General features: G+C 46.4%; 18 protein-coding genes. 9 read left to right on the top strand and 9 right to left on the bottom strand.

Annotation, left to right across the window (positions count from 1 at the left end; all coding sequences use genetic code 11):
* Positions 1-47: 47 nt before the first annotated feature.
* Complete coding sequence (gene pyk, locus R3P39_RS06405) at positions 48-1,481, bottom strand: pyruvate kinase (protein WP_336566404.1); 1,434 nt, start codon at positions 1,479-1,481, stop codon at positions 48-50.
* A 510-nt stretch (positions 1,482-1,991) separates the two neighbouring features.
* Between pyk and gndA the strand changes: the two genes are divergently transcribed.
* Complete coding sequence (gene gndA, locus R3P39_RS06400) at positions 1,992-3,365, top strand: NADP-dependent phosphogluconate dehydrogenase (protein ID WP_336566402.1); 1,374 nt, start codon at positions 1,992-1,994, stop codon at positions 3,363-3,365.
* Between the two features lie 41 nt (positions 3,366-3,406).
* On the opposite strand, the gene ansA is transcribed toward gndA, so the two are convergent.
* A complete protein-coding gene (gene ansA, locus R3P39_RS06395; RefSeq protein WP_336566401.1) occupies positions 3,407-4,417 on the bottom strand; it encodes an asparaginase in 1,011 nt (336 codons plus the stop codon).
* Between the two features lie 71 nt (positions 4,418-4,488).
* Positions 4,489-6,363, bottom strand: a complete 1,875-nt coding sequence (sppA, locus tag R3P39_RS06390; RefSeq protein ID WP_336569252.1) for a signal peptide peptidase SppA — start codon at positions 6,361-6,363, stop codon at positions 4,489-4,491.
* 228 nt (positions 6,364-6,591) lie between these two features.
* On the opposite strand from sppA, the gene R3P39_RS06385 reads away from it, so the two are divergent.
* From R3P39_RS06385 to upp, 4 genes are all read left to right on the top strand, one after another.
* Complete coding sequence (locus tag R3P39_RS06385; protein WP_336566400.1) at positions 6,592-8,553, top strand: NADPH-dependent 2,4-dienoyl-CoA reductase; 1,962 nt, start codon at positions 6,592-6,594, stop codon at positions 8,551-8,553.
* Positions 8,554-8,616: 63 nt separating this feature from the next.
* The gene (locus tag R3P39_RS06380; protein WP_336566399.1) at positions 8,617-9,306 is read left to right on the top strand and encodes an HvfX family Cu-binding RiPP maturation protein; all 690 of its coding nucleotides are present in this window, start codon (positions 8,617-8,619) and stop codon (positions 9,304-9,306) included.
* Positions 9,307-9,454: 148 nt separating this feature from the next.
* Positions 9,455-10,003: an NAD(P)H nitroreductase gene (locus R3P39_RS06375; RefSeq protein WP_336566397.1), complete on the top strand. Its 549-nt coding sequence runs from the start codon at positions 9,455-9,457 to the stop codon at positions 10,001-10,003.
* An 11-nt stretch (positions 10,004-10,014) separates the two neighbouring features.
* The gene (gene upp, locus R3P39_RS06370; protein ID WP_336566396.1) at positions 10,015-10,650 is read left to right on the top strand and encodes a uracil phosphoribosyltransferase; all 636 of its coding nucleotides are present in this window, start codon (positions 10,015-10,017) and stop codon (positions 10,648-10,650) included.
* Between the two features lie 268 nt (positions 10,651-10,918).
* Here the strand turns inward: upp and R3P39_RS06365 are convergent, their stop codons facing one another.
* A complete protein-coding gene (locus R3P39_RS06365; RefSeq protein WP_336566395.1) occupies positions 10,919-13,432 on the bottom strand; it encodes a TonB-dependent receptor in 2,514 nt (837 codons plus the stop codon).
* Between the two features lie 173 nt (positions 13,433-13,605).
* On the opposite strand from R3P39_RS06365, the gene R3P39_RS06360 reads away from it, so the two are divergent.
* A complete protein-coding gene (locus R3P39_RS06360; RefSeq protein WP_336566393.1) occupies positions 13,606-14,130 on the top strand; it encodes a YaeQ family protein in 525 nt (174 codons plus the stop codon).
* An 11-nt stretch (positions 14,131-14,141) separates the two neighbouring features.
* On the opposite strand, the gene yfaE is transcribed toward R3P39_RS06360, so the two are convergent.
* The 5 genes from yfaE to ubiG all read right to left on the bottom strand — a co-directional run bounded on the left by yfaE (position 14,142) and on the right by ubiG (position 19,595).
* Positions 14,142-14,414 (bottom strand): class I ribonucleotide reductase maintenance protein YfaE, encoded by a 273-nt coding sequence (gene yfaE / locus R3P39_RS06355; RefSeq protein ID WP_336566392.1) that lies wholly within the window; start codon positions 14,412-14,414, stop codon positions 14,142-14,144.
* A complete protein-coding gene (nrdB, locus tag R3P39_RS06350; protein ID WP_336566391.1) occupies positions 14,414-15,544 on the bottom strand; it encodes a class Ia ribonucleoside-diphosphate reductase subunit beta in 1,131 nt (376 codons plus the stop codon). Before nrdB ends, yfaE begins: the two co-directional genes overlap by 1 nt.
* Before the next feature lie 53 nt (positions 15,545-15,597).
* On the bottom strand, positions 15,598-17,883 hold the full coding sequence (gene nrdA, locus R3P39_RS06345; RefSeq protein WP_336566389.1) for a class 1a ribonucleoside-diphosphate reductase subunit alpha: 2,286 nt from the start codon (positions 17,881-17,883) through the stop codon (positions 15,598-15,600).
* A 357-nt stretch (positions 17,884-18,240) separates the two neighbouring features.
* A complete protein-coding gene (locus R3P39_RS06340) occupies positions 18,241-18,888 on the bottom strand; it encodes an HAD family hydrolase (RefSeq protein ID WP_336566388.1) in 648 nt (215 codons plus the stop codon).
* A complete protein-coding gene (ubiG, locus tag R3P39_RS06335) occupies positions 18,885-19,595 on the bottom strand; it encodes a bifunctional 2-polyprenyl-6-hydroxyphenol methylase/3-demethylubiquinol 3-O-methyltransferase UbiG (protein ID WP_336566387.1) in 711 nt (236 codons plus the stop codon). The genes R3P39_RS06340 and ubiG overlap by 4 nt, the downstream gene beginning before the upstream one ends.
* Positions 19,596-19,858: 263 nt before the next feature.
* Between ubiG and gyrA the strand changes: the two genes are divergently transcribed.
* The 3 genes from gyrA to aroA all read left to right on the top strand — a co-directional run bounded on the left by gyrA (position 19,859) and on the right by aroA (position 25,098).
* The gene (gene gyrA / locus R3P39_RS06330; RefSeq protein ID WP_336566386.1) at positions 19,859-22,531 is read left to right on the top strand and encodes a DNA topoisomerase (ATP-hydrolyzing) subunit A; all 2,673 of its coding nucleotides are present in this window, start codon (positions 19,859-19,861) and stop codon (positions 22,529-22,531) included.
* Positions 22,532-22,735: 204 nt separating this feature from the next.
* Entirely contained in the window at positions 22,736-23,818 is a 1,083-nt protein-coding gene (gene serC / locus R3P39_RS06325) for a 3-phosphoserine/phosphohydroxythreonine transaminase (RefSeq protein ID WP_336566384.1), read from the top strand.
* Complete coding sequence (gene aroA / locus R3P39_RS06320) at positions 23,818-25,098, top strand: 3-phosphoshikimate 1-carboxyvinyltransferase (protein WP_336566383.1); 1,281 nt, start codon at positions 23,818-23,820, stop codon at positions 25,096-25,098. Before serC ends, aroA begins: the two co-directional genes overlap by 1 nt.
* The last annotated feature ends 104 nt before the right edge of the window (positions 25,099-25,202 follow it).

Genomic DNA, 25,202 nt, shown 5'->3' with positions numbered 1-25,202 from the left:
AGTGTTGGAAAAGGAACTAGGCAGACGTGCTACCTAGTTCAGGTGAGTTATACCGTAACAATCTTTAAGGTATTACTGGCACCAATGGTTTCCATCTTATCACCATGGGTAATGATGACGGTGTCGCCTTTTTCAAGCGAGCCTAAATTAACTAGGGTATCAAGTGCTTCACGTACTGTTGTGTCTTCGCTGCAGCGGGTTGAATCAAAGGCAACAGGGTAGACACCACGATACAATGACGCTTGACCAAGCGTTTGTTGATGGCGTGATAGAGCATAAATCGGCAGACCAGAGCTGATCCGAGACATTAACTTGGCGGTGTTACCTGATTCCGTCAAGGCCACGATGGCTTTTACTGAGTCTAAGTGGTTAGCAGCATACATGGCGGATAACGCTATGGTCTCGCAGGTATCAGCGAAACGGCTGTCTAAACGGTGTTTAGAAACGTGGATCTGAGGCTGCGATTCAGCACCAAGACAAACACGTGCCATGGCTGCAACAGTGTGCTCTGGGTAGTCACCCGCGGCGGTTTCAGCAGACAACATGACAGCATCGGTGCCATCAAGCACGGCATTGGCCACATCCATTACCTCAGCGCGTGTTGGCATGGGGTTGTCTATCATCGATTCCATCATTTGCGTAGCGGTGATCACCGTGCGGTTCAGCGAGCGCGCGCGGCTGATGATAAGCTTCTGTTTGCCAACCAATGCAGCATCACCAATTTCGACACCTAGATCGCCACGGGCAACCATAACGGCATCCGATGCCAGTACAATATCATCAATGGCTTCAACCGATTCTACGGCCTCAGCACGTTCGATTTTTGCCAGTAGCTGTGCCTTAGAGCCGGCTTTTTCTGCAAGGCCGCGTACGTAGCGCATATCATCGCCACTGCGAGGGAATGACACAGCAATGTAGTCAACATCGATCTCAGCAGCAGTCAGTAAGTCTTCTTTGTCTTTGTCAGTGAACGCCGGCGCAGTTAAACCACCACCTAAACGGTTAATGCCTTTATTATTAGACAGTACACCGCCTACTTTAACACTGGTGTGCACCTGTTGACCTTCGACTTGCTCCACTACCAATTGAATTAAGCCATCATTTAGTAGTAATAGATCGCCCGCTTGAACGTCTTGAGGAAGCTCTTTGTAATCAATACCTACGGCGTCAACATGGCCTTCACCCGGTTGCATTTGTGCATCTAGGGTAAACTTAGCACCCACTTCTAAAAATACTTTGCCTTCTTTAAAGGTAGAAACACGGATTTTAGGACCTTGTAAATCCGCTAAAATTGCCACGTGAACGCCGAGACGTTTAGCTATATCGCGAACGGCTTGAGCTCTGTCTTTGTGGTCTTGAGCAACACCGTGTGAAAAGTTTAGCCTGACTACATTAGCACCTGCGCGAATGATTTTTTCTAAGTTGTTATCTCTATCGGTTGCTGGTCCCAGCGTGGCGACGATTTTTGTACGTCTAAGCATCAGAATCTCCTGTAGGCTTATCGAAAAATAGCAACACATCCGCTATGTGAACCCTGATCACCCGAAAGCACAATGGTAATGACACGGCGATGTATTGATATAAGCAAAAACTGAACAAAGTGTTAAATATAGATTGATAATGCTGATTTATTACACATGCTACATTGCAAAATCATTATTTAACGAGTTAGAGCATAAAGAATTATGCTTAGGCCCTTTTTAACACTCGCATTAAGTTATATGATCTATATGTCATCATTATGACACCGGTGTCAGCATGCGTCAATGTGAATGTTTTCTCTACAATCATAGAAGAAAAGCAGTTAAATGTGGAAACACAACGGCTTGGTGTGGCGATACCGGGTATTTTATCAGGCGTTTGGGTGGCTGTTGTTGGGTAATTGTTTTGCCACGGTGAATTCGTGTCCGCCGCTGGTCAATCTAGGTTGCTCAGGTATAATGACCACACACGAACGTATAAAGTTTTGATGTTACCGAGGAGGAAACTAAATGCAGGTTGCATTAGTTGGTTTGGGTGTGATGGGTAAGAACCTCGCGCTGAATCTAATCGAAAAGGGGATGACGTTAGTCGCCTATGACAAAAACCCCGAGGCCGGTGCGGAATTATTAAGTTGCGCCCAGTCATTAGGTATGGCGGAGCGCTTACACATAGTGTCTGATCTTGGCGATATGGTCAGAAGACTCGAGACACCACGCTCAATTTTGCTTCTCGTTCCGGCTGGTGAATTAGTAGACAAAGTGTGTAGCGACCTCGTTGAAGCCGGAGTAGACAAAGACGATATCATTGTTGACTGTGGCAACAGTAACTACAAAGATGGCATCGCCCGTAAGCTCAAGTATCAAAATAAGTTTGAGTTCGCGACCATGGGCATTTCAGGCGGCGCAGAGGGCGCACGACATGGTCCTGCAATGATGGCCAGTGGCTCGGAAGGCGGCTGGGAGCGTATTGCTCCTTGGTTTGAAAAGGTCGCTGCCAGCTATAACAACGAATCCTGTTTTGCCCGTGTCGGCCAATCTGCCAGCGGTCACTTTGTGAAAATGGTACATAACGGCATTGAATATGCGCTAATGCAGCTTATTGCTGAGCTCTATCAGCTATTGCGCCACGGCACTGGTCGCACAGCAACGGAAGTGGCTGAGATTTTTGCTACTTGGTCGGATGGCAAACTCAACAGCTACCTGCTGGCGATTTCACGCCATATTCTTAGTCTCGAAACCGACAAAGGCGAAGCGTTGGTTGATCTTATCGATAACAAAGTCGGTGCTAAGGGCACAGGCCTTTGGACTGCACAGAATGCCTTAGAGCTTGGCATCGCGGTACCATCCTTGGTGGCAGCAGTACAGGCTCGTCATTTAACCAACACCATTGATACCCCAGCGGCCAAAGAAATGACTTACGCCAGTAAGGCCACCAATACCATTGATATCGATTTAGATGAGTTAAAAGAGGCCTTTTATTTCGCCAGCTTGCTTTGCTATCGTCAAGGTTTAGCGCTCATCAAAGGCGCATCTCGTGCCCACCAATGGAAAGTGGATCTGAATAAAACATTACAGACTTGGCGTGCCGGCTGTATTATTCGTGCCGATTATTTGGATGACGTTGCCCAAGGGGTGGAGTACATCGATACCCTTGAAAAACCGGCATTGGCACTGCGCAACATCACCGGTAAAGCGATTGCCACTGGGTTGTCATTCCCGGTACTTGGCGCAACGCAAACCTATATCGCGACGTTAAGTACGCCAAGCAATGGTCATTTAGTGCAAGCGCAGCGGGACTATTTTGGCGAGCACGGCATCAAGACCCATGGTGGTGAAGTCTGTCACCTTACTGATCTAGTGGATATTGACGCTAAAGTCAGATAATCAAAACGATAGGCCAGCTTGAACAGCTGGCCTAATTGCTTTTATCTTGTTAACTCGCCTCTTAAGCTGTCTTGCATTAAGTGTCTGACGGTCTCCAATTCCAACTGCTGACTAAATAAGTAGTGTAATTTAGTTAAACAGGCTTCTAAGGTCATATCATAGCCACTGATCACGCCACAGTTGAGCAGCGCATTGCCAGTAGCATAGCCTCCCATATTGACCTTACCCTGAATACACTGAGTAAGATTAACAATCACCACACCACGGTCACTGATGGCTTGCAGCGCCTTGATAAAGTGTTCATCTTGTGGGGCATTGCCAACGCCGAAGCTAAGTAGGATGAGGGCCTTAATATCGCCTTGGGTGATATTCTCTAGCACTTCAGTGGCAATGCCAGGATACAAATGCATCACCGCAATGGGCTGGGAAGTGACTTTGGTGACTTGCAAACTTTGCTCAACATAGGGACTGAGTTTGCCTTCGATTAATTGAATGTTGATCCCAGCCTGCGCCAACGGTGCAAGATTAGGGGAGGCGAAGGCATCGAAGCCATCGGCGTGGGCTTTAATGGCCCGGTTACCGCGATAGAGTTTATTATTGAAAAATAGACTCACTTCCGCAATCGGGTAGTTAGCGGCTAAATACATGGCATTGAGTAAATTCACTTGACCATCGGAGCGCAGCTGCGACAGTGGGATTTGCGAGCCGGTAACAATCACCGGTTTGGTCAAGTTCTCAAACATAAACGACAAGGCAGAAGCAGTATAGGCCATGGTATCGGTACCATGGAGCACCACAAAGCCATCATAGTCACGGTATTTAGCCTGAATATCATCGGCGATTAACTGCCAATGGTGGGGCGACATGTCTGAAGAGTCAATTAAGGGACAATATTCATGAATGTCAAACAGCGGCATTTCGTCACGCGTGAATTCGGCATTGTTCTTAACGGTATCCGTAAGGTAGCCCGCGACGGGGACATAGCCGCGGCTTGATTGTTTCATACCAATGGTGCCGCCAGTGTAAGCGATGTATATTTTTTTTCTTTTCATAAAAAAGCCCAGAAATCTATCTGGGCTCAGTATAACAAGTGTGGCGCTACAATTGCAGCGTTGCGAGTAATTTACTCAGGTAGGGTGTTACACACCAAGCAAATGGAGTAAACATGGTTAGGATCGTTTAATTGTTGCAACATCTTACTCTGCTGCTCGACCTCAATACCAATTTCGCCAATACGCTGCAAGGCACCTTGAGTGAATGTTAATGAGCTTGGCGTGATAGCCTGCATTACCTGTTGCACCATGGCGGTACCAAAGATTTGTTGTATCAACTTTTCTTGCTCGCTCAGCTTTTGCTCTATGGTGATAACGTCATACATTTCTAGACTGGCTAACTGTGCAGCTGCAGCGATAGCGTCGTCTTTGTTGCCGAGTTTATCTACTAAACCAAACTCTTGCGCTTGCGTTGCTAACCAAACACGGCCTTGCGCTACGTCATTCACTGCGGCTTTATCAAGATTACGCTCTTTGGCTACCATGGAAATAAACTTGTCATAGGCATCTTCTACGCCCATCTGAATTAACTGGGCATAGCTGTCGTTAATGCCTCGAAGTGGCGATTGACCGCCAAGCTCTGTGGTTGCCACCCCGTCTGAATGGATCCCTAATGAGTTAGCAGCCTCTTCGAAGGTTAATATCATGCCAAAGACGCCAATAGAGCCTGTGATGGTACTTGGCGATGCCCAAATCTCATTGGCTGAAGCGGCAATCCAATAGCCGCCAGAAGCCGCTACTGAGCCCATTGACGCTACCACCGGTTTACCGGCTGCTTTAAGTGCTTCTACTTCATTGCGAATGGTCTCCGAGGCGAACATGCTGCCGCCGCCAGAGTCAATGCGCAATACCACGGCTTTAACTTTGTCGTTGACACGAGCGCGTTTCAACAGCGCGGCGGTTGAGTCGCCACCGATGGCACCGGCTTTGCGTTTACCGTCGGAAATTTGACCTTTAGCGACGATCACGGCGACCTTTTCAGTAAATGGGTTATTGGCCAGCTCTTTTGGTGCTAAGGTCGATAAATATTGTTTGAAACTAACTTGCTTGAATGACTTGCCTTTGCTGTCTAAACCCACGCGGTCAATCAGTTTTTGGGCAAATTCTTGGTTGGTTTCAAGGCTATCTACCCACTGGTTCTGCAGGGCATATTGTGCGGAATCGCCTTTTACGGCGGCCATTTTATCCGTTAAGGCTGCCAAGGTTTCATCAAAGTTTGCTGCGCTAAAGCCACGACTTGCAGCGACTTCTTGTTTGTATTGTTGCCAAAGCGGAGTGATCCAGCCAAGGTTTGACTCTTTGGCTTGTGGCGACATGTCGTTACGGATATACGGCTCCACCGCCGATTTGTAGGTACCAACACGGAAAATATGTTGGGTAATTTTGAGTTTTTCTAGCGCTTCTTTAAAGTACACCGGGTACATGGCAAAGCCTTTAATGCCTACGCCGCCATAGGGGTGAAGTGATACTTCATCGGCGGCAGCAGCAATGTAGTACTGAGCCTGGCTATAGTAAGCACCGTGTGCATAAACGGTTTTGTTTGCGGCTTTAAAGCGTTCTATGGCGTCTTTAATGTCTCTTAATTTATCTAAGTGAGCACTGTGTAGTCGTTGTAAGTCTAAATACAGCGCCGTTATCTTGTCGTCCTTGGCGGCCTTATTAATCACGTCGATAATGTCGTCGAGTAAGATTTCTCTCGGCTCATTAGAGTCACTTAAGGTATCGCTCATTGCCGCTTCAATGGGGTCGACGTAAGTCAACTGCTCAACCACTACACCATTGAGGTTTAAACGCAGAATACTTTTGTCTTCAATACGGACTTCATCGTCACCAGAGCCAATACTCATGATGATGGCTATAACAATAATGAAGAATAATATGTTGAGCACCAAGCGCCGTGAAAAATTAATCGTGGCCCAGATACCTTTAAATATATTTGCTATCAGTTTCAAAATGTTCCCTTATGCTTGCATACTAAACATCGATATAATTTCATGTATTTATCATATATCAGACTTTAATGCATGAATAATAGAAAAACGTAACGAAGTATTTTGTCGTTCACTTTCTCGGCAAAATTACTGGATTTGTGAAATTTCTTGCTTAGAGGTACTTGCCAAATACTAAAAAAACGTTAATGTTCACAGGTAAGACCAGTATCAATGGGGCATCCGATGTTAGAACAACAATTACAACTTAAACATACAAGTTTACGAAATCGCCTGGTGATGGGCTCCATGCACACCGGGCTGGAAGAAGGGTGGCATAACCGAAAGCGACTTGCGGCGTTTTACGAAGAACGCGCTAAGGGCGGCGTTGGTTTGATCGTTACCGGCGGCTACAGTCCTAACTTGCGTGGTAAATTAACGCCTATTTCGTCATCATTCAACAGCTACTATGATGTCCTAAAGCATAAAGCCTACACCAATGTGGTGCACAAACATGGCGGTAAAATCTGTCTGCAACTGTTGCACGCTGGGCGTTACGCCTATCACCCGTTTAATACCGCTCCCAGTGCCATTAAAGCGCCGATTAATCCTTATACGCCAAAAGCAATGAGCGTAAGCAGTATTAAAGGCACCATTAAAGATTTTGCCAAATCAGCAAAGCTGGCTGAAAAAGCCGGCTACGATGGCGTTGAGATCATGGGCTCAGAAGGGTATCTAATAAATGAGTTTATGGCCAATCACACCAATAAGCGCAGCGATGAATATGGTGGCAGTCTAGAAAACCGCATGCGCTTAGCGGTTGACATCGTCAAGGCGGTTCGTGCCCAAGTCAGTGATAATTTCATGATCATCTTCCGGTTATCGGTGATGGATTTAATTCCGAATGGCTCTACGGCAGAAGAGGTTAGTCTGCAAGCCAAAGCATTGGTTGCCGCCGGGGTTGATATATTAAATACCGGTATTGGCTGGCATGAAGCCCGCGTGCCCACCATCGCTTCCATGGTACCGCCAGGAGCTTACCGTGAGGCCTCTCATCGCCTCAAACAAGCCGTAGATGTGCCGGTTGTGGCGGTTAACCGAATTAATACCCCGGAGCTTGCCAACGATATTTTGACCAGTGGCGATGCCGATCTTATTTCTATGGCCAGACCTTTACTGGCAGATCCTGAGTTTTTTAACAAATATCAAGAACAACGTAGCGAGCAAATCAATATTTGTATTGGCTGTAACCAAGGCTGCCTTGACCATGTGTTTAAAGGCAAACGGGCAACCTGTTTGGTGAACCCACAAGCCGGCTTTGAGTTGGACTATCCGCTGGAAAAAGCCGCTAAGCAAAAACAAGTATTGGTGGTTGGTGCCGGGCCTGCAGGCTTATCAGTGAGCTATTACTTGGCGAAAAAAGGCCACCAAGTCAAACTCATAGACAAAAACCAAGAGTTAGGGGGGCAGTTTAATCTGGCCATGCGCATCCCGGGTAAAGAAGATTTTCAACATACTTTGCGTTACTACGTCAGCGAAATTAAGCGTCTAGGGGTAGAGCTCTGTTTAGATACCGCCTATCAAGCCGATATGGCCAAAGACTTTGATGATGTTGTCTTTGCCACAGGCGTTAGCCCACGTATGTCGCGCATTGAGTGTGATGATGGTAAACGTGTATTTGCCTATGATGAAGTGATCAAAGGCGAAGTTGAACTGGGTGAAAAAATTGCCATTTTAGGCGCTGGTGGCATAGGCTTTGATATGGTGGCGTTTTTAACCGAGCAACGTCAGCAGTCCATCCCAGACTTTAAATCGCAGTGGGGTATCGAGTGTGAGGCCACCCCTTCACAAGAGCAGCGGCAACTGTATATGCTGAAGCGCTCGCCGGGTCGTTTCGGTAAAGATTTGGGTAAAACCACAGGCTGGATCCATCGTGCCGTTGCTAAGCATCATAATGTTAAACAGATTGCAGAGTGTGAATACCTGAGCTTTAACAATCAGGGCCTGACCATCAAAGTTGCTGGAGAAGAGCAGGTGCTGGATGTCGATACGGTGGTGGCGTGTATTGGTCAAGTCTCTAATGATGACTTATTCGACAAAGAAAGCTTACCAGGCAATCAACACGTTATTGGCGGTGCAAAATTGGCGGCAGCCATCGATGCCAAGCGTGCCATCTATGAAGCTTTACAGGTTGCTCGTAAGATTTAATTGAAATACGGCAGCAAGATTGGCGGTCTATACTCATAATTAAACACTGATTATGGACCGCCTATGTTTTCTCACCTTGTACAGCACTACAACAAACTTATCTCTAGTAGCCAGCTATTCAGTGGCTTAGCCCCGCTTTTTTTTCGGCTCATCCTTGGCCCAGTGATGATCATTGCAGGCTTCAATAAGCTTAACTTAAGCAATCAAGAGCTCGATTTTTTCGCTCGCTTGTCAGCCGATGCCAATGTCGTGGCTTGGTTTGGCAATGCCGAGTGGGGCTTGGGCTTGCCGTTTCCCGAACTGTTGGCTTTTTTAGCAGGCTGGAGTGAATTTTTAGGTGGGATTTTATTGTTGCTGGGCTTAATGACGCGTGTGGTGGCTATACCGCTTATGATCACCATGTTAGTGGCGGCCACCACAGTGCATAAGGATAACGGCTGGTTTGCCATCACTCCAACCAACCCAGACACCAGCGCCGCTAAAGTGTTCCATTGGCTTGGCTTCGATGCGGCCACGGCCAGTTTAGAAAATAGTAGAGAAGCCGCGGAGCGCCTAACGCGGATCAAATCAATCGTGGCCGATAACGGTAAGCCGAGCTATTTGTATGAAAAAGGCAACATTGCCATCTTAAATAATGGCATGGAATTCTCACTTAGCTACTTTGTGATGCTGTTATCGTTGTTTTTTACTGGCGCTGGGCGCTATTTCAGTGCTGATTATTGGTTAAGGCGTGCGTTTTGCAATAATCGATAACAGCAACGCAGTTTAGTGGCATGGCTAAACGTTTGACTAGATGAAATTTATCAGCCTGCAAGGGCTGTTACACGTAGTCTCCGTGCCTCTGAAGTGCTAAACTCTTGAGCTAGCAAGAATAATTCTTTTTCAAATATGGGACGATTCAATGGATGCCATAGAATTACTGTTAACTCGCCAGTCAGACAGCAACCTTTCTTTTCCAGGACCATCAGCAAAACAACTAGAAATAATTCAAAAAGCCGCGCTTAAGGTGCCCGACCATGGCGGCTTAAGACCATTTCGTTTTATTGTTGTGGCGGAGCAAGGGCGTGAAAAGCTCGGTGAAATTTTTCATCGAGCAGCGGTGGCAGAGCAACAAGAGCAGCGCATTATCGACAGGGCGAAAGACTTACCACAACGTGCGCCAATGTTGATCATTGCTATTTCTCCTTATCAAACACACCCTAAAGTGCCACGCATTGAGCAAATTCAAAGTGCTGGCTGCAGTGTTTTGGCAATGCAACAAGCGGCCTTCGCGCAAGGGTTATCTGGTATTTGGCGCACCGGTTATTTTGCTCAAAGCGCAACGGTAAAAACCGAGCTAGGTCTTGACGAAAAAGATGAAATTGTCGGCTATCTTTATCTAGGCACACCGACGGTGCAATGCACCAAACCGGTTCGAAATCAACCACAAGACTTTTTTACTTGGCTTTAAAGGACAACCAGATGGCATTACATGTAATTGATCACCCTCTAGTGCAGCATAAATTAGGGCTATTGCGTGAGCAGGGCATTTCCACCAAAAATTTTCGTGAAATTGTCTCAGAAGTTGGCAATCTACTGAGCTATGAAGCGACTAAAGATCTGACCTTAAGCGATCAGGTTATTAATGCCTGGGATGGCAATGAGTTAACGGTAAAACGCTTAACCGGCAAGAAAATAACCTTAGTGCCGATACTGCGTGCCGGTCTTGGCATGCTGGATGGCGTATTGCAGCTTATCCCTGCGGCTAAGGTCAGTGTGGTGGGACTGCAACGCAACGAAGAAACTCTTGAGCCGGTGCCTTACTTTGAAAAATTAGTGGGTAATATTGATGCTCGCCTAGCTTTGGTAGTTGATCCCATGTTAGCAACTGGTGGCTCGCTCATAGCGACCATAGATATGTTAAAAAAAGCAGGCTGCAAAGAGATCCGTGCCATTGTACTGGTGGCGGCTCCGGAGGGAGTGAAAGCGGTGGCAACCGCACACCCAGATGTGGCTATTTATACCGCCTCTTTAGATAGTCATCTAGATGACAAGGGCTACATCGTTCCTGGTCTTGGCGATGCGGGAGATAAAATCTTTGGAACGCGATTAGGCTAGCAAGAATCAAGTCATTGCTAGAACATTGTTCTGGCAAGGTTATAATACCGATCCGCATTAATACTTGCTCCATTTGAGGAAGTAAATTTGACGCTAACGGCGTTAAAAATTTCTCACTTAGAACAACTAAGTAGCAAAATTTTTGCCTGGTTATCGACAAAATTTTCTTGCCTCAAAATAGATCACTTAATTAAGCGAATAGGTATAAATAAAAAAGCTACTCACCATGGAGTAGCTTTTTGGTTTCTATAAAAGAAAGGAAGCGGTACTAGAAGTAGCCACGGATACCCAGTTTTACGTTACGACCAGGTAAAGGGGCTTGCTCCTTAATGAAAGAGCTATGCACAAAACCCAGTTCATCGGTGAGGTTTTCTAAATTGACATAGCCGACCATATCACTGCCAAGCAGCTCAAAGTCATAGTTAAAGGTCATATCAACCAGGGTATAGCTATCAGTTTTACTTTCGTAGCTGGCAATATTATCCTGCTCAAGATAATGGGTTACGCTGAAATTCGCCGTGAGGTTATTATAACGATGCTGATAATCAACGCCCAATTTGTTACTTGGAATGCGCGGCAAGTACTCATCGTTATCTAGCTTGGCCGTTAATGAATCACCAAACACTTTCACGCGGGCGTAGTCATTGATTTTATAGTGAGCATCAAATTCTAAACCATAGAGCTTGGCATCACTGCTTTGGAATTTAAACACAGGCAGGGCATCCGCGTGGTCATGATCCGCAAGCTCCAAGCCATGCTCTGGGCTAAAGATATAATCGGTCGCAGCTTGGTAATAAAAGTTTTCAATATCATTGTAGAAAACGTTGACGGTATAACCGAAATCACCCGAGAATTTTCTGAAGCTAATGTCGAGGTTATTCGCGGTCTCTTGCTCTATATGTTGCGGCTCAAAGTGCAGATGATCGCCTTCCAATTCATAACCCAATCCCAGCTCGTAGGTGCTGGTCGCAATGTGCAAACCATTGGATAAGAGCTCAGCTGTCAACGGTGCACGCTCAGAGCGCGACAGAGAGACTGCTAGATTTTTACCTTCATCAAGGGTATAAACACCACCCACAGACAGGCTTAAATTGGTCATATCCAGTTCATAAGCAACAAAACCAGCATCAATGCTATGGTCTTCGTGACCATGGTCATGATCATCGCCATGGTCGTGATCTTCTTCATGATCGCCTGCGTGGCTCGACAACTGGTAATCTTCAACTCGAGCACCTAATTCCAGTAGGAAGTCACCATATTGGCGCTCTTCTAAAATATAAAATGCATGGGTTTTGGTGTTGGTTGCCGGTGTAAACGCTTCTGCGCCATCAGCGGCATAATCACTGTCTGCGTAATGGTAGCCTAAAGTACCGTGCCATTCACCTAAACGGTGCTCGGCGTTAAGACGAAGTTCAGTGGTTTCATTACTGAATACGGTGCCGACCGCGCCACCTTCAATTTCGGCGTGTTCGTAGTCGGTATAGCCTAAACGTGCCGTAACGGATTCTAACCACTCGCTGTGCACAGCGTAGTTGGCAAGGGCCTGCCATCGGTCTTGTTTTACCCGAGCAAATACGGCCTCTTCATGCTCATGTGCTTCTTCGTCTGCATGTTCATCATGATCATGCGCTTCCTCTTCATGGCTATGTTCGTCGTGGTCATCATGACCATGGTCGTGACCAACATGGGAGTGGGCTGGAATACCATAATCGGTATCGATACGGCCATAAGACACGCCAAGGGTAAGATGATCGCCAACGTAGCTGGTACCAATATTAAATTGTTCCGAGTCGATAAACGTATTATCGACTTTATTGGCGTATTCTAGCTCGTGCGCTTCGTGCTCATCTTCATGGCCATGCTCAGCTTCGTGATCGTGTTCTTCATGTTCCTCGTGCTCGCCAGCATGTTCATCCTCATGCTCATCGTGAGGCAGTGGGAAGTTTGGCGTTTCATAATCTCCGCCTTTGCGTTTAACGCCATCAAAGTGAAAGTTAAAACCCTCATTACCAGTTTCTAATAACACCGCGAACGTGTTGGTATTAGAGTTGGTATCGTGGCTATATTCCGCAGCGCCTTGTGGGGCATCAATAACGTCGGTGGGGATACGGTTATCAACCACATTGACGACACCACCAATGGCACCTGAGCCATAAAGTAATGTTGCTGGGCCACGCAGGACTTCAATTTGTTGCGCGGCTAAAGAATCATTGCTGTTGGCATGATCCGGGCCGACTCTTGAAGCATCACTGCTGTCTAAGCCATTTTGGGTGATTTTTACTCGCGGACCACCCAGACCTCGGATAATCGGGCTTGAACTTACTGGACCAAAATAGCTGGCGTTAATACCAGGCTGGCCTTTTAAGGTCTCACCTAGCGTAGGTTTCGCACGATTCTTTAATTCATCTCCGCTTAATACACTGACCGGCGAGGTCATTTCCATGCTGTTTTTATGCAGTGCCGATGAATACACTACAATGGTTTCTACTGAGGTCGGTTGCAATTGAACTTTGATATAACCTTGAGATTCAGTGACCTGAATGCGTTGGTCGAGGTAATTAGGCTTACTGATGTGCAGTTGCGCATCGGCATCGAGGTCGATAGTAAACTGACCATTTTTGTCAGACTTAATGCTCTGACTCTTACCGTGCAGGTGAATTGTTGCATTACTTATTGGCTGGTTGTTGGCATCAACAACTTTCCCTGTTAGCTGGGCTGCATAGGCGGGTGCTGCACTAACGGCTGAAATAATAGCACCTGCAATAATAGACTGCTTAAACATAAATGATTACCACGAATTAATTTGTGTTTGAATGCGAAGTTAAGGGTCAATAAAACGGTGATAATATAACACTACATTTTTGCAGGATCAATAACGTTATACTATCACTTTATAGTTGTTGAAATGCTAATAGCCTCTATAGTGTAATTATCGCCTTAAACATCGTGATATTTATGAATAAGCCGTTTGTTTTTAAAGCTCGGATCAAAGTCGCCGATCTATTTCATCATAGCCATCATGAAGAAGCCTTTACCACGGCCATGTTAAATAGGGAGAGCAGTGAGCATTTTGCTTTGAAGTTACTGGGGATCTGTGCCCTGTCTTATGAACGCCATGCCAGTTGGAGTAAATCGGAAGAAAAACTACAGCCAGACGTCTGGCTTTGCGATGAGCAAGGCGAGGTGAGCGTGGCGCTTTATATCGGTGTTTTAGAGCTAGACTATCTTACAAAGCTCGATAAGCGTTATCAAAAACTGGTGTTATTATGTGTCGACGCTGAAGCTTGGTATCAAGAAAGGCAAGTACAACTGCAATGTATTGATGGTCTTAGCGTCTTCAGTATGCCGCAGAATTTTATCACCGCACTGTGTGACATGTTACAGCGCAGTTTGCACTGGGATGTCATTATTGACGAGGGCACCATTAGTGTTACGGATGATAAGCACTATATTCGCGCGGCAGTGACTAAGCTGCAATAGTGCTTATGGGCTTAAGGTAAAGAAATTTTTATATCACTGCAGGGCTTGCTGCAGCAAAGCAGTACTTCGCCATCACGGACAAACGCCAAGGGTTCGTTGATGTACTCAGTAGAGCCGCTGACAAGTTTGGCACGACAGGCGCCACAAAACCCTTCACGGCATTGATAGGGGATTTCGATTTTGGCGCGTTCTAGCGTTTCTAATATCGAAGACGCAGAAGCCACGTATTGCAGTGGCTCCTGAAGGGTTTCGATGTGGATCAATAAAGGGGGCTTTTCAACCATTACAGGTCGAAGTCACCAAACTCAGAAGCATCCACCTCTGAGTCTATTTGACCTACCAGATAAGAGCTGATCTCAGCTTCTTGTGGGGCAACTTGCACGTTGTCAGAAACAAGCCAAGCATTGATCCATGGGATCGGGTTAGACTTAGTTTCAAACTGAGTCGGTAAGCCAACCGCGGCCATACGAATGTTGGTAATGTATTCAACATACTGGCAAAGGATGTCTTTATTAAGGCCAATCATTGAGCCGTCTTTGAACAGATATTCTGCCCATTCTTTTTCTTGCTCAGCCGCTTCAACGAACATTTTCACTGCTTCATCATGACACTGGGCTGCAACAATCGCCATTTCAGGGTCGTCTTTGCCTTCTTGCATAATATTAAGAATATGCTGTGTGCCTGATAAGTGCAGGGCCTCATCACGCGCGATAAGTTTGATGATTTTAGCATTGCCTTCCATCAACTCTCGCTCTGCAAACGCGAACGAACAGGCAAAGCTAACATAAAAACGAATGGCTTCAAGAATGTTTACCGACATGATGCATAGGTACAACAACTTTTTCAGCTCAAATAAATTGACGTTGACTGTTTGGCCATTGACCTCGTGCTTGCCCTCGCCATATTGATTGTAGAGGCTGACTTTTTCAATCAACTCATCGTAATACTTGGTCACCGCATCGGCGCGTTCGACGATTTTATCGTTACCGACAATGTCATCAAAGATCACTTCAGGGTTTTGTGTCACATTACGGATAATATGCGTGTATGAGCGACTGTGAATGGTCTCACTGAAAGCCCAAGTTTCAATCCAAGTCTCGAGCTCTGGAATAGACACGATGGGAAGCAAAGCCACATTGGGAGAGCGACCTTGTACGCTGTCCAGCAGTGTTTGGTATTTCAGGTTACTCAAGAAAATGTGTCTTTCGTGCTCAGGAAGCGCCTGGAAATCAAGTCGGTCTTTGCTGACATCCACTTCTTCTGGACGCCAAAAAAAGGAGAGCTGCTTCTCGATTAACTTTTCAAAAATAGGATACTTTTGTTGGTCATAGCGAGATACATTAACAGTTTGTCCGAAGAACATCGGCTCTTGTAGTTGGTTGTTATGATTTCTGCTAAACGTCGAATATGCCATAAATGTGTTACTCAATGCCTAAAAAAGCGGGTGGGGAACACCCGCATCAAAAGTTATATTTTACAAGCGCCGCCTTCACAACCATCGTCTTCGACTTCTGGTTTGAGCTCATCTTGTGCGTCAGACGCACCATCGCGTGTATTATGGTAGTAAAGGGTTTTAACCCCAAGTTTGTACGCTGTTAGCAAGTCTTTTAGCAACAGCTTCATAGGTACTTTACCACCTTCGAACTTAGTTGGATCATAATTGGTGTTTGCTGAGATCGTTTGGTCCACGAACTTTTGCATAATACCAACGAGCGTTAGGTAGCCATCGTTAGATGGAATATCCCAAAGCAGCTCGTAGTTATCCTTGAGGCGATCGTACTCTGGCACAACCTGCTTCAAAATACCGTCTTTACTGGCCTTCACACTAATGTGACCGCGTGGCGGCTCAATGCCATTAGTGGCATTGGAAATTTGTGAAGAAGTTTCAGAAGGCATTAACGCCGACAAGGTGGAGTTACGCATGCCGTGCGTTTTAATGCTTTCTCTGAGGCCATCCCAGTCAAGGTGCAGAGGCTCATCACAGGCTTTGTCTAAGTCACGCTTGTACGTATCGGTTGGCATAATGCCTTGCGAATAAGTAGTTTCGTTGAACTTAGGACACGCACCGCGTTCTTTTGCCAGCTCATTTGAGGCCTTCATCAAGTAGTATTGAATTGCTTCAAAGGTCTTGTGAGTTAGACCGTTGGCGCTGCCGTCTGAGTACCTCACGCCATTCTTAGCAAGGTAGTAGGCGAAATTGATAACGCCAATGCCTAGGGTTCTACGGCCCATAGTCGCGTTGTACGCAGCTGGAACCGGGTAGTCTTGATAATCCAATAAGTTATCGAGTGCACGTACTGCAAGTTCCGCTAACTCTTCTAGTTCATCTAGCGACTTGATGGCGCCTAAGTTAAAGGCAGACAGTGTACACAGCGCAATTTCGCCTTCAGGATCATTAACATGACTTAGTGGCTTAGTCGGGAGCGCAATTTCCAAACACAAGTTCGACTGGCGGATAGGCGCCACTTTAGAGTCAAACGGGCTGTGAGTATTACAGTGGTCTACGTTTTGTAAGTAAATACGACCCGTGCTGGCGCGCTCTTGGGCAAACATAGAGAACAGCTCGATGGCTTTAATGCGCTTCTTACGGATTGATTCATCTTGCTCGTATTGCACGTAAAGCTGTTCAAACTTTTCTTGGTCTTCAAAGAAAGCGTCGTAAAGACCAGGCACATCCGATGGGCTGAACAAGGTAATGTAGTCGTCTTTAATCAAACGGCTATACATGGTTTTGTTGAATTGCACGCCGTAATCTAAGTGACGTACCCGGTTTTCTTCAACACCACGGTTGTTTTTCAATACCAAGAGGTTTTCAACTTCAAGGTGCCATAACGGGTAGAATAGGGTTGCTGCGCCGCCACGCACACCGCCTTGAGAACAGCTCTTAACCGCCGTTTGGAAGTGCTTATAAAAAGGAATACAGCCAGTGTGGTAAGCTTCGCCATTGCGAATTGGGCTACCCAGTGCGCGAATGCGGCCGGCATTAATACCAATACCAGCGCGCTGGCTAACGTATTTTACAATGGCAGACGAGGTGGCATTGATAGAGTCTAAGCTATCGCCACACTCAATCAGTACACAGGAACTAAACTGCCTAGTTGGTGTACGCACGCCGGCCATAATAGGTGTTGGCAGTGATATTTTAAAAGTCGATACCGCGTCATAAAAACGCTTAATGTAGTCAAGACGCGTTTCTTTGGGGTAGTTTGCAAATAAGCTCGCCGCAACCAGTACATACAAAAACTGTGCACTCTCATAGATTTCACCGGTGACACGGTTCTGTACCAGGTATTTACCTTCAAGCTGTTTAACCGCAGCATAGCTGAAATTCATATCGCGCTGATGATCAATGTAGTCGTTCAACTCGTCAAACTCTTCGCGTGTATAGTCAGCCAATAAGTGCTGATCGTAGCGCTGGTCTTCAACTAGCTTTACTACGTGATCGTAAAGGTGAGGCGGCTCGAAGCAGCCATAGGCCTTTTTGCGTAAGTGGAAAATGGCTAGGCGCGCAGCTAAGTATTGGTAATCAGGTGATTCTTTAGAAATCAAATCAGCCGCAGCTTTGATAATGGTTTCGTGAATGTCACCAGTACGAATACCGTCATAGAACTGGATATGAGACTTCAATTCGACCTGAGACACAGAGACGTTATCTAGTCCTTCTGCCGCCCATGTGATGACACGGTGGATTTTCTCTAGGTCTAACGGTTCTTTGCGACCGTTTCTTTTGCATACAGATAGCTGTTGGTTCATATGTATGTGCCTGTATTCCTTAGGAACGCGCTTATTATGGTATCGCACGATGTAAATTGATTAGCAAACCACCACTATATATGGTGCCCTAGTAGCTAGGGATCACAAGATAGTGGGGTTAGCGTTAATTTGCAAGAGAACAACTTCAGTGCGATTGTGGATAAGTTTGGGATAATTTCATAATGTTAGGAGCTACTAACCTATGACTATCGGCTTATCTACTAGCAAAGAAAAATCAACTCTAAGATCGTCATTTTCTGCAAAATATAAAAAAATTTTTAACTGATTTTTTTCTACACAAATTCGTATCTATTATAGCAAAAACACAATATATGGGTATTTATTATTTCTATACCACTATATGTGCGAAAGTAGCGCCATTGGGTTAGTAAGATAAAGATCCGCCTGCCAGGCCAACGCTTGCTGCTTTGAAGGAATAAACCCCCACATAGCCGCGGCACTGATCATATTTGCAGATTTAGCAGCAATAATGTCGCGCTCGGCATCTCCGACGTAAATACATTCATGAGCTGCAACCCCAAGCTTCTCGGCCACCAGCAGAAGAGGCTCAGGGTGAGGTTTAGCCACTTTCAGAGTATCGCCACACACAACCGCTTCAATAGTCGCGAGCTCTGCTATGTGTGTTAGTAACGGAAATGTTAAAAACTCGGGTTTGTTGGTCATAATGCCAACAGCGATACCGCGCGCTTTAAGACTGCTCAATAACTCTGCGACTCCAGCAAAACAATGGGAGTGAATGGCAAGATTATCTTGGTAATGATCCAGTACGGCTTGGCGTAATTGCTGTTTATCAAAGCGCGGCAGCTCGCTGCCAAACCCCACTTCGAGTAGCGCAGCAACGCCATTGGATATAGCACTGCTATAGACGCTTTTACTGACTCTAGGAAGCTGCTTGGAGCTTAACACATGGTTTAATGCCGCACCGAGATCGTCACTGGTGTCTAACAATGTGCCATCTAAATCAAATAGAACTGCTTTGATCATGCGAGTTTCTCAAAGTGAAGAATGTAATTCACTGACACGTCTTTACTAAGATTAAAGGTTTTAGTCAGTGGGTTATAATTGATCCCCGTGGCCGCGCGGACTTTTAGGCCATACTGTTCAGCCCAATTGATTAAGGTCGAAGGGCGAATGAACTTATCGTGCTCGTGGGTGCCTTCTGGTACCATTTTCATTACCTTTTCGGCCGCAACAATGGCCAGTAAATACGCTTTAGTGGTTTTGTTTAGGGTTGAGAAAAACACCTGACCACCGGGTTTAACTAAGTCTGCCACGGCGCGGATGATTGATTCAGGGTCGGGCACGTGTTCGAGCATCTCCATGCAGGTGACTACATCAAAGGCCGCAGGGTTTTCTGCAGCGTATTGCTCAACAGGTACCTTTTGGTAGCTTACCTTAACGCTGGCTTCTAGGGCGTGCAGCTTAGCGACATTAAGCGGCTCTTGGCCCATGTCGATGCCGGTGGCATGGGCACCCATTTTCGCCATGCTTTCCGTTAGTATTCCACCACCGCAGCCAACATCCAGTACTGTCTTGTCGAACAGGCCCTGGCTTTTGTCATTAATAAAGTCTAACCGTAAAGGGTTGATGTCGTGTAGCGGTTTAAACTCACCGTCTTTATCCCACCAGCGCTCAGCGATGTCTTCGAATTTCGCGATTTCAGTTGGGTCTACATTTTGATGTTCGGTCATAAAAAACTTCCTCGTTTAATTGAGCGCATTATAAAGGGGATTAGATAAAAATAGCACCTGTAAAACAGCAAAAAGTGTGATAGCATGCTTGTTGAATTTAATAATAAACAAAGCCCCTGACGGTACTCTGAGGCAATTCAGCTACTTTTTAAAGCGTGTTTTTGGCGCTTTTTATAAAACAGCAATTTGACGTTCAGAATGCAGCTTTTCACCAGCTGTAGTGTGACACAAATGGGGTGGACACTGAAGGAAAGTGGAGTCAAATGTCTGATCTCGCCAATGAAATCCTGCCAGTCAATATCGAAGATGAACTAAAAAATTCATACCTTGATTACGCCATGAGTGTGATCGTAGGGCGTGCATTACCAGATGTGAGGGACGGTTTAAAACCGGTTCACCGTCGGGTGTTATTCGCCATGAATGAACTTAAGAATGACTGGAATAAACCGTATAAAAAGTCTGCCCGTGTGGTAGGTGACGTTATCGGTAAATATCACCCACACGGTGATAGCGCGGTATACGACACTATCGTACGTATGGCGCAGCCTTTCTCACTCCGTTATATGCTTGTCGATGGCCAAGGTAACTTTGGTTCCGTAGATGGCGACTCAGCAGCGGCAATGCGTTATACCGAAGTCCGTATGGCGAAAGTAGCGCACGAGCTGTTAGCCGACCTTGAGAAAGAAACCGTTGACTATGTGCCAAACTATGATGGCACAGAACAAATTCCAGATGTCTTGCCAACCAAAATTCCCAACCTGTTGGTTAACGGCTCTTCAGGTATCGCAGTGGGTATGGCCACCAATATCCCACCTCATAACTTAACCGAGGTGGTTAATGGTTGTTTAGCCGTGATCCAAAACCCTGACATCACCATTGAAGAGCTGATTGATTACATTCCGGGTCCGGACTTCCCAACCGCTGCCATCATCAGTGGTAAAAAAGGCATTGAACAGGCTTACAAAACCGGTCGTGGTAAAGTGTATATCCGTGCCAAAGCGGAAATCGAAGTAGACGACAAAACCGGCCGTGAGACCATTGTGGTCAATGAGATCCCTTATCAAGTTAACAAAGCGCGCTTAATCGAAAAAATCGCCGAGCTGGTTAAAGATAAAAAGATTGAAGGGATCAGTGCTCTGCGTGATGAGTCTGACAAAGACGGTATGCGTATTGTCATTGAAGTGAAGCGCGGCGAAGTCGGTGAAGTGATCCTTAATAACCTGTATGCCCAAACTCAGTTGCAAACGGTGTTTGGTATAAACATGGTGGCGTTGGATAACAATCAGCCAAAATGCTTTAACCTAAAAGAAATGCTCGAAGCGTTTATTGTTCACCGCCGTGAAGTGGTAACCCGCCGTACGGTATTTGATCTCCGCAAAGCCCGTGATAGAGCACACACCCTGGAAGGTCTAGCCATTGCGCTGGCGAACATCGACCCGATTATCGAACTTATTCGAAAATCACCCACTCCAGCAGAGGCAAAAGCAGCCTTAACTGCACGCTCTTGGGAGCTAGGTAACGTTAAGTCGATGCTAGACAGAGCCGCTGGTGAAGAAAACATCGCGCGCCCTGATTGGTTAGCAGCTGAATTGGGTATTCGTGACGGTCAGTACTATTTATCTGAGCAACAAGCCCAAGCCATTCTCGACTTAAGACTACACAAGCTGACTGGTCTTGAGCACGAGAAAATCCTTGGCGAATATAAAGAACTACTAGAGCTGATTGCCGAGCTACTTTACATTCTCTCTTCACCAGAGCGTTTGATGGAAGTGATCCGTGATGAGCTGGCCTTGGTTAAAGAAGTGTATGGCGATGAGCGCCGCACAGAAATCACCGCCGCGGCCCACGATATTAGCCTTGAAGACCTAATCAACGAAGAAGACGTGGTGGTGACATTGTCTCACGAGGGCTATGTTAAGTATCAGCCTCTTAGCGACTATGAAGCGCAGCGCCGTGGTGGTAAAGGCCGTTCAGCGACGAAGATGAAAGACGAAGATTTTATCGAACGACTGCTTGTGGCTAACACTCACGACACCATCCTGTGTTTCTCTACCGCAGGGCGGTTGTATTGGTTGAAAGTGTATCAGCTACCCTTGGCATCACGCGCTGCTCGTGGCAAGCCAATCGTTAACTTACTACCACTGGAAGCCGATGAACGTATCACCACGATTTTACCGGTGCGTGAATACGAAGAAGACAAGTTTATTGTTATGGCGACAGCCAGTGGTATTGTCAAGAAGACGCCACTTACGGCCTACAGCCGACAACGTGCCAGTGGCATCATCGCAATTAACCTCAATGAAGGCGATAGCCTAATTGGTGCTCGTATCACCACAGGTGAAGACGACATCATGCTATTTACTGAACACGGTAAAGTAGTGCGCTTCAATGAGAAGCAACGTGACGCTGAAACCGGCGAGGTGAAACGCGACCCAGAGACCGGCGAAGAGCTGTTAGCACTGCGTCCAATGGGCCGTACTGCGACAGGTGTACGTGGTATCAAGATGCCAGACGACGTCAAAGTAGTATCGTTAATAGTACCGCAAGGGGATGGCGCGATCCTGACCGTAACGGAAAATGGCTATGGTAAACGTACGCCATTAGAAGAGTATCCGGCGAAGAGCCGAGCGACACAAGGTGTGGTGTCAATTAAAGTGACCGAGCGTAATGGCTCTGTGGTCGGTGCGGTACAGGTGGATGATAATGACGAAATCATGCTTATCTCAAACCGTGGTACCTTAGTTCGAACTCGAGTCAACGAAGTGTCTACGGTAGGACGTAATACCCAAGGTGTTATTCTTATCCGTACCATGGAAGATGAGAAAGTGGTCGGTCTACAGCGCATCGAAGAGATCGAAGTAGAAGACTTACCTGAGGGGGAAGAGGTGAATGTCCCTGAAGCGGACGAAACACCAGACTCTAGCGCTGAGGAGTAACTCAGAAAAATAGCTAAAAAGCGACTTCGGTCGCTTTTTTTATATCTGCAGCATTTTTCATGGATTTGCTACTATGACTCAGGCCTTAAGGCTGATATATTTTTTGCTATTGAAATTGGTTCGCTAACGAATGTTCGGTGATATAGGGCCATGCCATTCACACTGGCTGACACGGTATCGTTTATTTTTGGAATGAGGATAATTATGACGGTTTATAACTTTTGCGCAGGTCCGGCTATGCTGCCGGTAGAAGTAATGAAAAAAGCGCAAAAAGAGTTTTTAGATTGGCAAGGTCTAGGGGTATCGGTGATGGAAGTCAGCCACCGCTCCCAGCCTTACCTGGAAATGGCAAAAGCCTGTGAGGCCAGCTTACGCCGCTTAATGAACATATCAGACGAATTTGAAGTGTTATTTATGCACGGTGGCGGCCGTGGTCATTTCTCGGCTGTGCCGTTAAACTTGCACCAAGACAATGCTCCAGGGGTGTATATTGAAAACGGTATCTGGTCCACTGGGGCCACCAAAGAAGGAGCTAAGTTTACACAAACGCAAGCGCTCAATATTCGTCGCGACGAGGATAATACCTTTGATATTTTGCCGGTCTCACAATGGCAATTGCCTGAGCAAGCTTCTTACATTCATTATTGTCCCAATGAAACCATCGATGGCATTGAAATATTTGAGGTGCCAAAGCACCCCTCTGCACCGATTGTGGCCGACATGTCATCCAATATCTTATCGCGAGAGATCAATGTTGATGATTTCGACCTAATTTATGCCGGCGCGCAGAAGAACATTGGGCCGTCGGGATTAAGTATTGCCATCGTTCGGAAAACCTTGTTAGAGCGAAAGGGCCTGCCGCGTCCAGCAATACTGGATTACGCCATCGAAGCACAGCAACAAAGTATGTATAACACGCCACCGACGTTTGCCTGGTATTTAGCCTACGAGGTGTTTAAGCATTTAGAAAGTATCGGTGGTGTTAAAGCCATGGAAGCACATAATAAAGAAAAAGCTGCTGTGTTGTATAACTACATCGATAGTTCCGATTTTTATAGCAATAAGGTGGCTAAACATTGTCGCTCGTTGATGAACGTACCGTTTTGGCTCAAAGACGAGAGCTTAAATCAAACGTTTTTAGCGGCCGCAGAGAAAAACGGCCTGATTGCCCTTGAAGGGCACCGTTTTGTTGGTGGTATGCGTGCTAGCATTTACAACGCCATGCCAATTGCCGGGGTCAAAGCCTTAGTTGAGTTCATGGATAAGTTTGCTAAGGAGCACAGTTAATGGAACAGCTTACGCTTAACCCCATTACTAAGGTGGCTGGCAGTGTTACCTTGCCGGGCTCAAAAAGCTTATCGAATCGCATTTTATTACTGGCTGCTCTGTGTCAAGGAACCACCAAAGTAACCAACTTATTAGACAGCGATGACATTCGCCACATGCTTGGCGCCCTGACTCAGCTTGGCGTCGAAGTCAGCCTCGAAGAAAATAATACCGTGGCCTATGTTAAGGGCAATGGCGGCGCGTTTTCCTCGCCATCCGAGCCCTTGTTTTTAGGAAACGCCGGCACAGCATATCGGCCATTAACTGCGGTGTTAGCTGCTATTCCTGGAAAGTATCAACTTATTGGTGAGCCCCGCATGGAAGAGCGTCCTATTGGCCACTTAGTGGATGCCATGCAGGCACTGGGCAGTGATATTCGCTACTTAAAGCATAAGGACTACCCACCCCTTGATATTACCGGGCAGTTATTAACTGGCTCAGAGGTGACAATAGACGGTAGCATTTCCAGCCAGTTCTTAACCGCTTTGCTCATGGCCGCGCCGCTCTTTAGCGGTGATACTAAGATCACCATTAAAGGAGAGCTGGTCTCCAAGCCCTATATTGATATTACCATCGGTGTCATGGCCCATTTTGGTGTTAGCGTCGACAATCACAACTATCAACAGTTTGTGGTAAAAGCAGGGCAATGTTATCGCTCTCCTGGCAGCATTATGGTGGAAGGTGACGCTTCATCGGCTTCCTACTTCATCGCCGCAGCCGCAATCGCCGGTGGCGAGGTGGAAATCAATGGTGTGGGCAAACAAAGCGTTCAAGGCGATATTGGTTTTGCCAATGTGATGGAGCAAGTTGGTGCCGAGATCGATTGGTATGACGAACGCATTGTGGTCCGTAAAGGCCAGTTAAAGGGGGTTGATATCGATGCCAATGCCATCCCAGATGCGGCAATGACGCTGGCAACAGTGGCCTTGTTTGCAGAAGGGAAAACCGCTATTCGCAATATTTACAACTGGCGAGTAAAAGAAACCGATCGCTTAAGTGCAATGGCCACAGAGTTAAAAAAAGTGGGGGCAGAGGTGGTAGAAGGGCACGACTACATTGAAATTGCACCTCCCAAGCAGTTCCATCTTACCGACGTCGATACCTACAATGACCATCGTATTGCAATGTGCTTTTCAATGGTGGCCGTCGGAGGTCAAACCATCACCATTAACGATCCGAAATGTACCGCTAAAACCTTTCCGAGCTACTTTACTGTGCTGGAAAGCATCAGCCAATATTAACCCCTACAGCGGTGTCTAATGACACCGCTGTAACCGCATTGACCGGCCATCCTGGGCACTTTTTCATTGCCAGATCCTTACTACCATGTTGCTGTAATATTAAG

Origin of the sequence: Pseudoalteromonas sp. UG3-2 (assembly GCF_037120705.1) — a bacterium.
Classification (GTDB): domain Bacteria; phylum Pseudomonadota; class Gammaproteobacteria; order Enterobacterales; family Alteromonadaceae; genus Pseudoalteromonas.
This window is presented reverse-complemented; position numbering and strand designations above follow the sequence as displayed.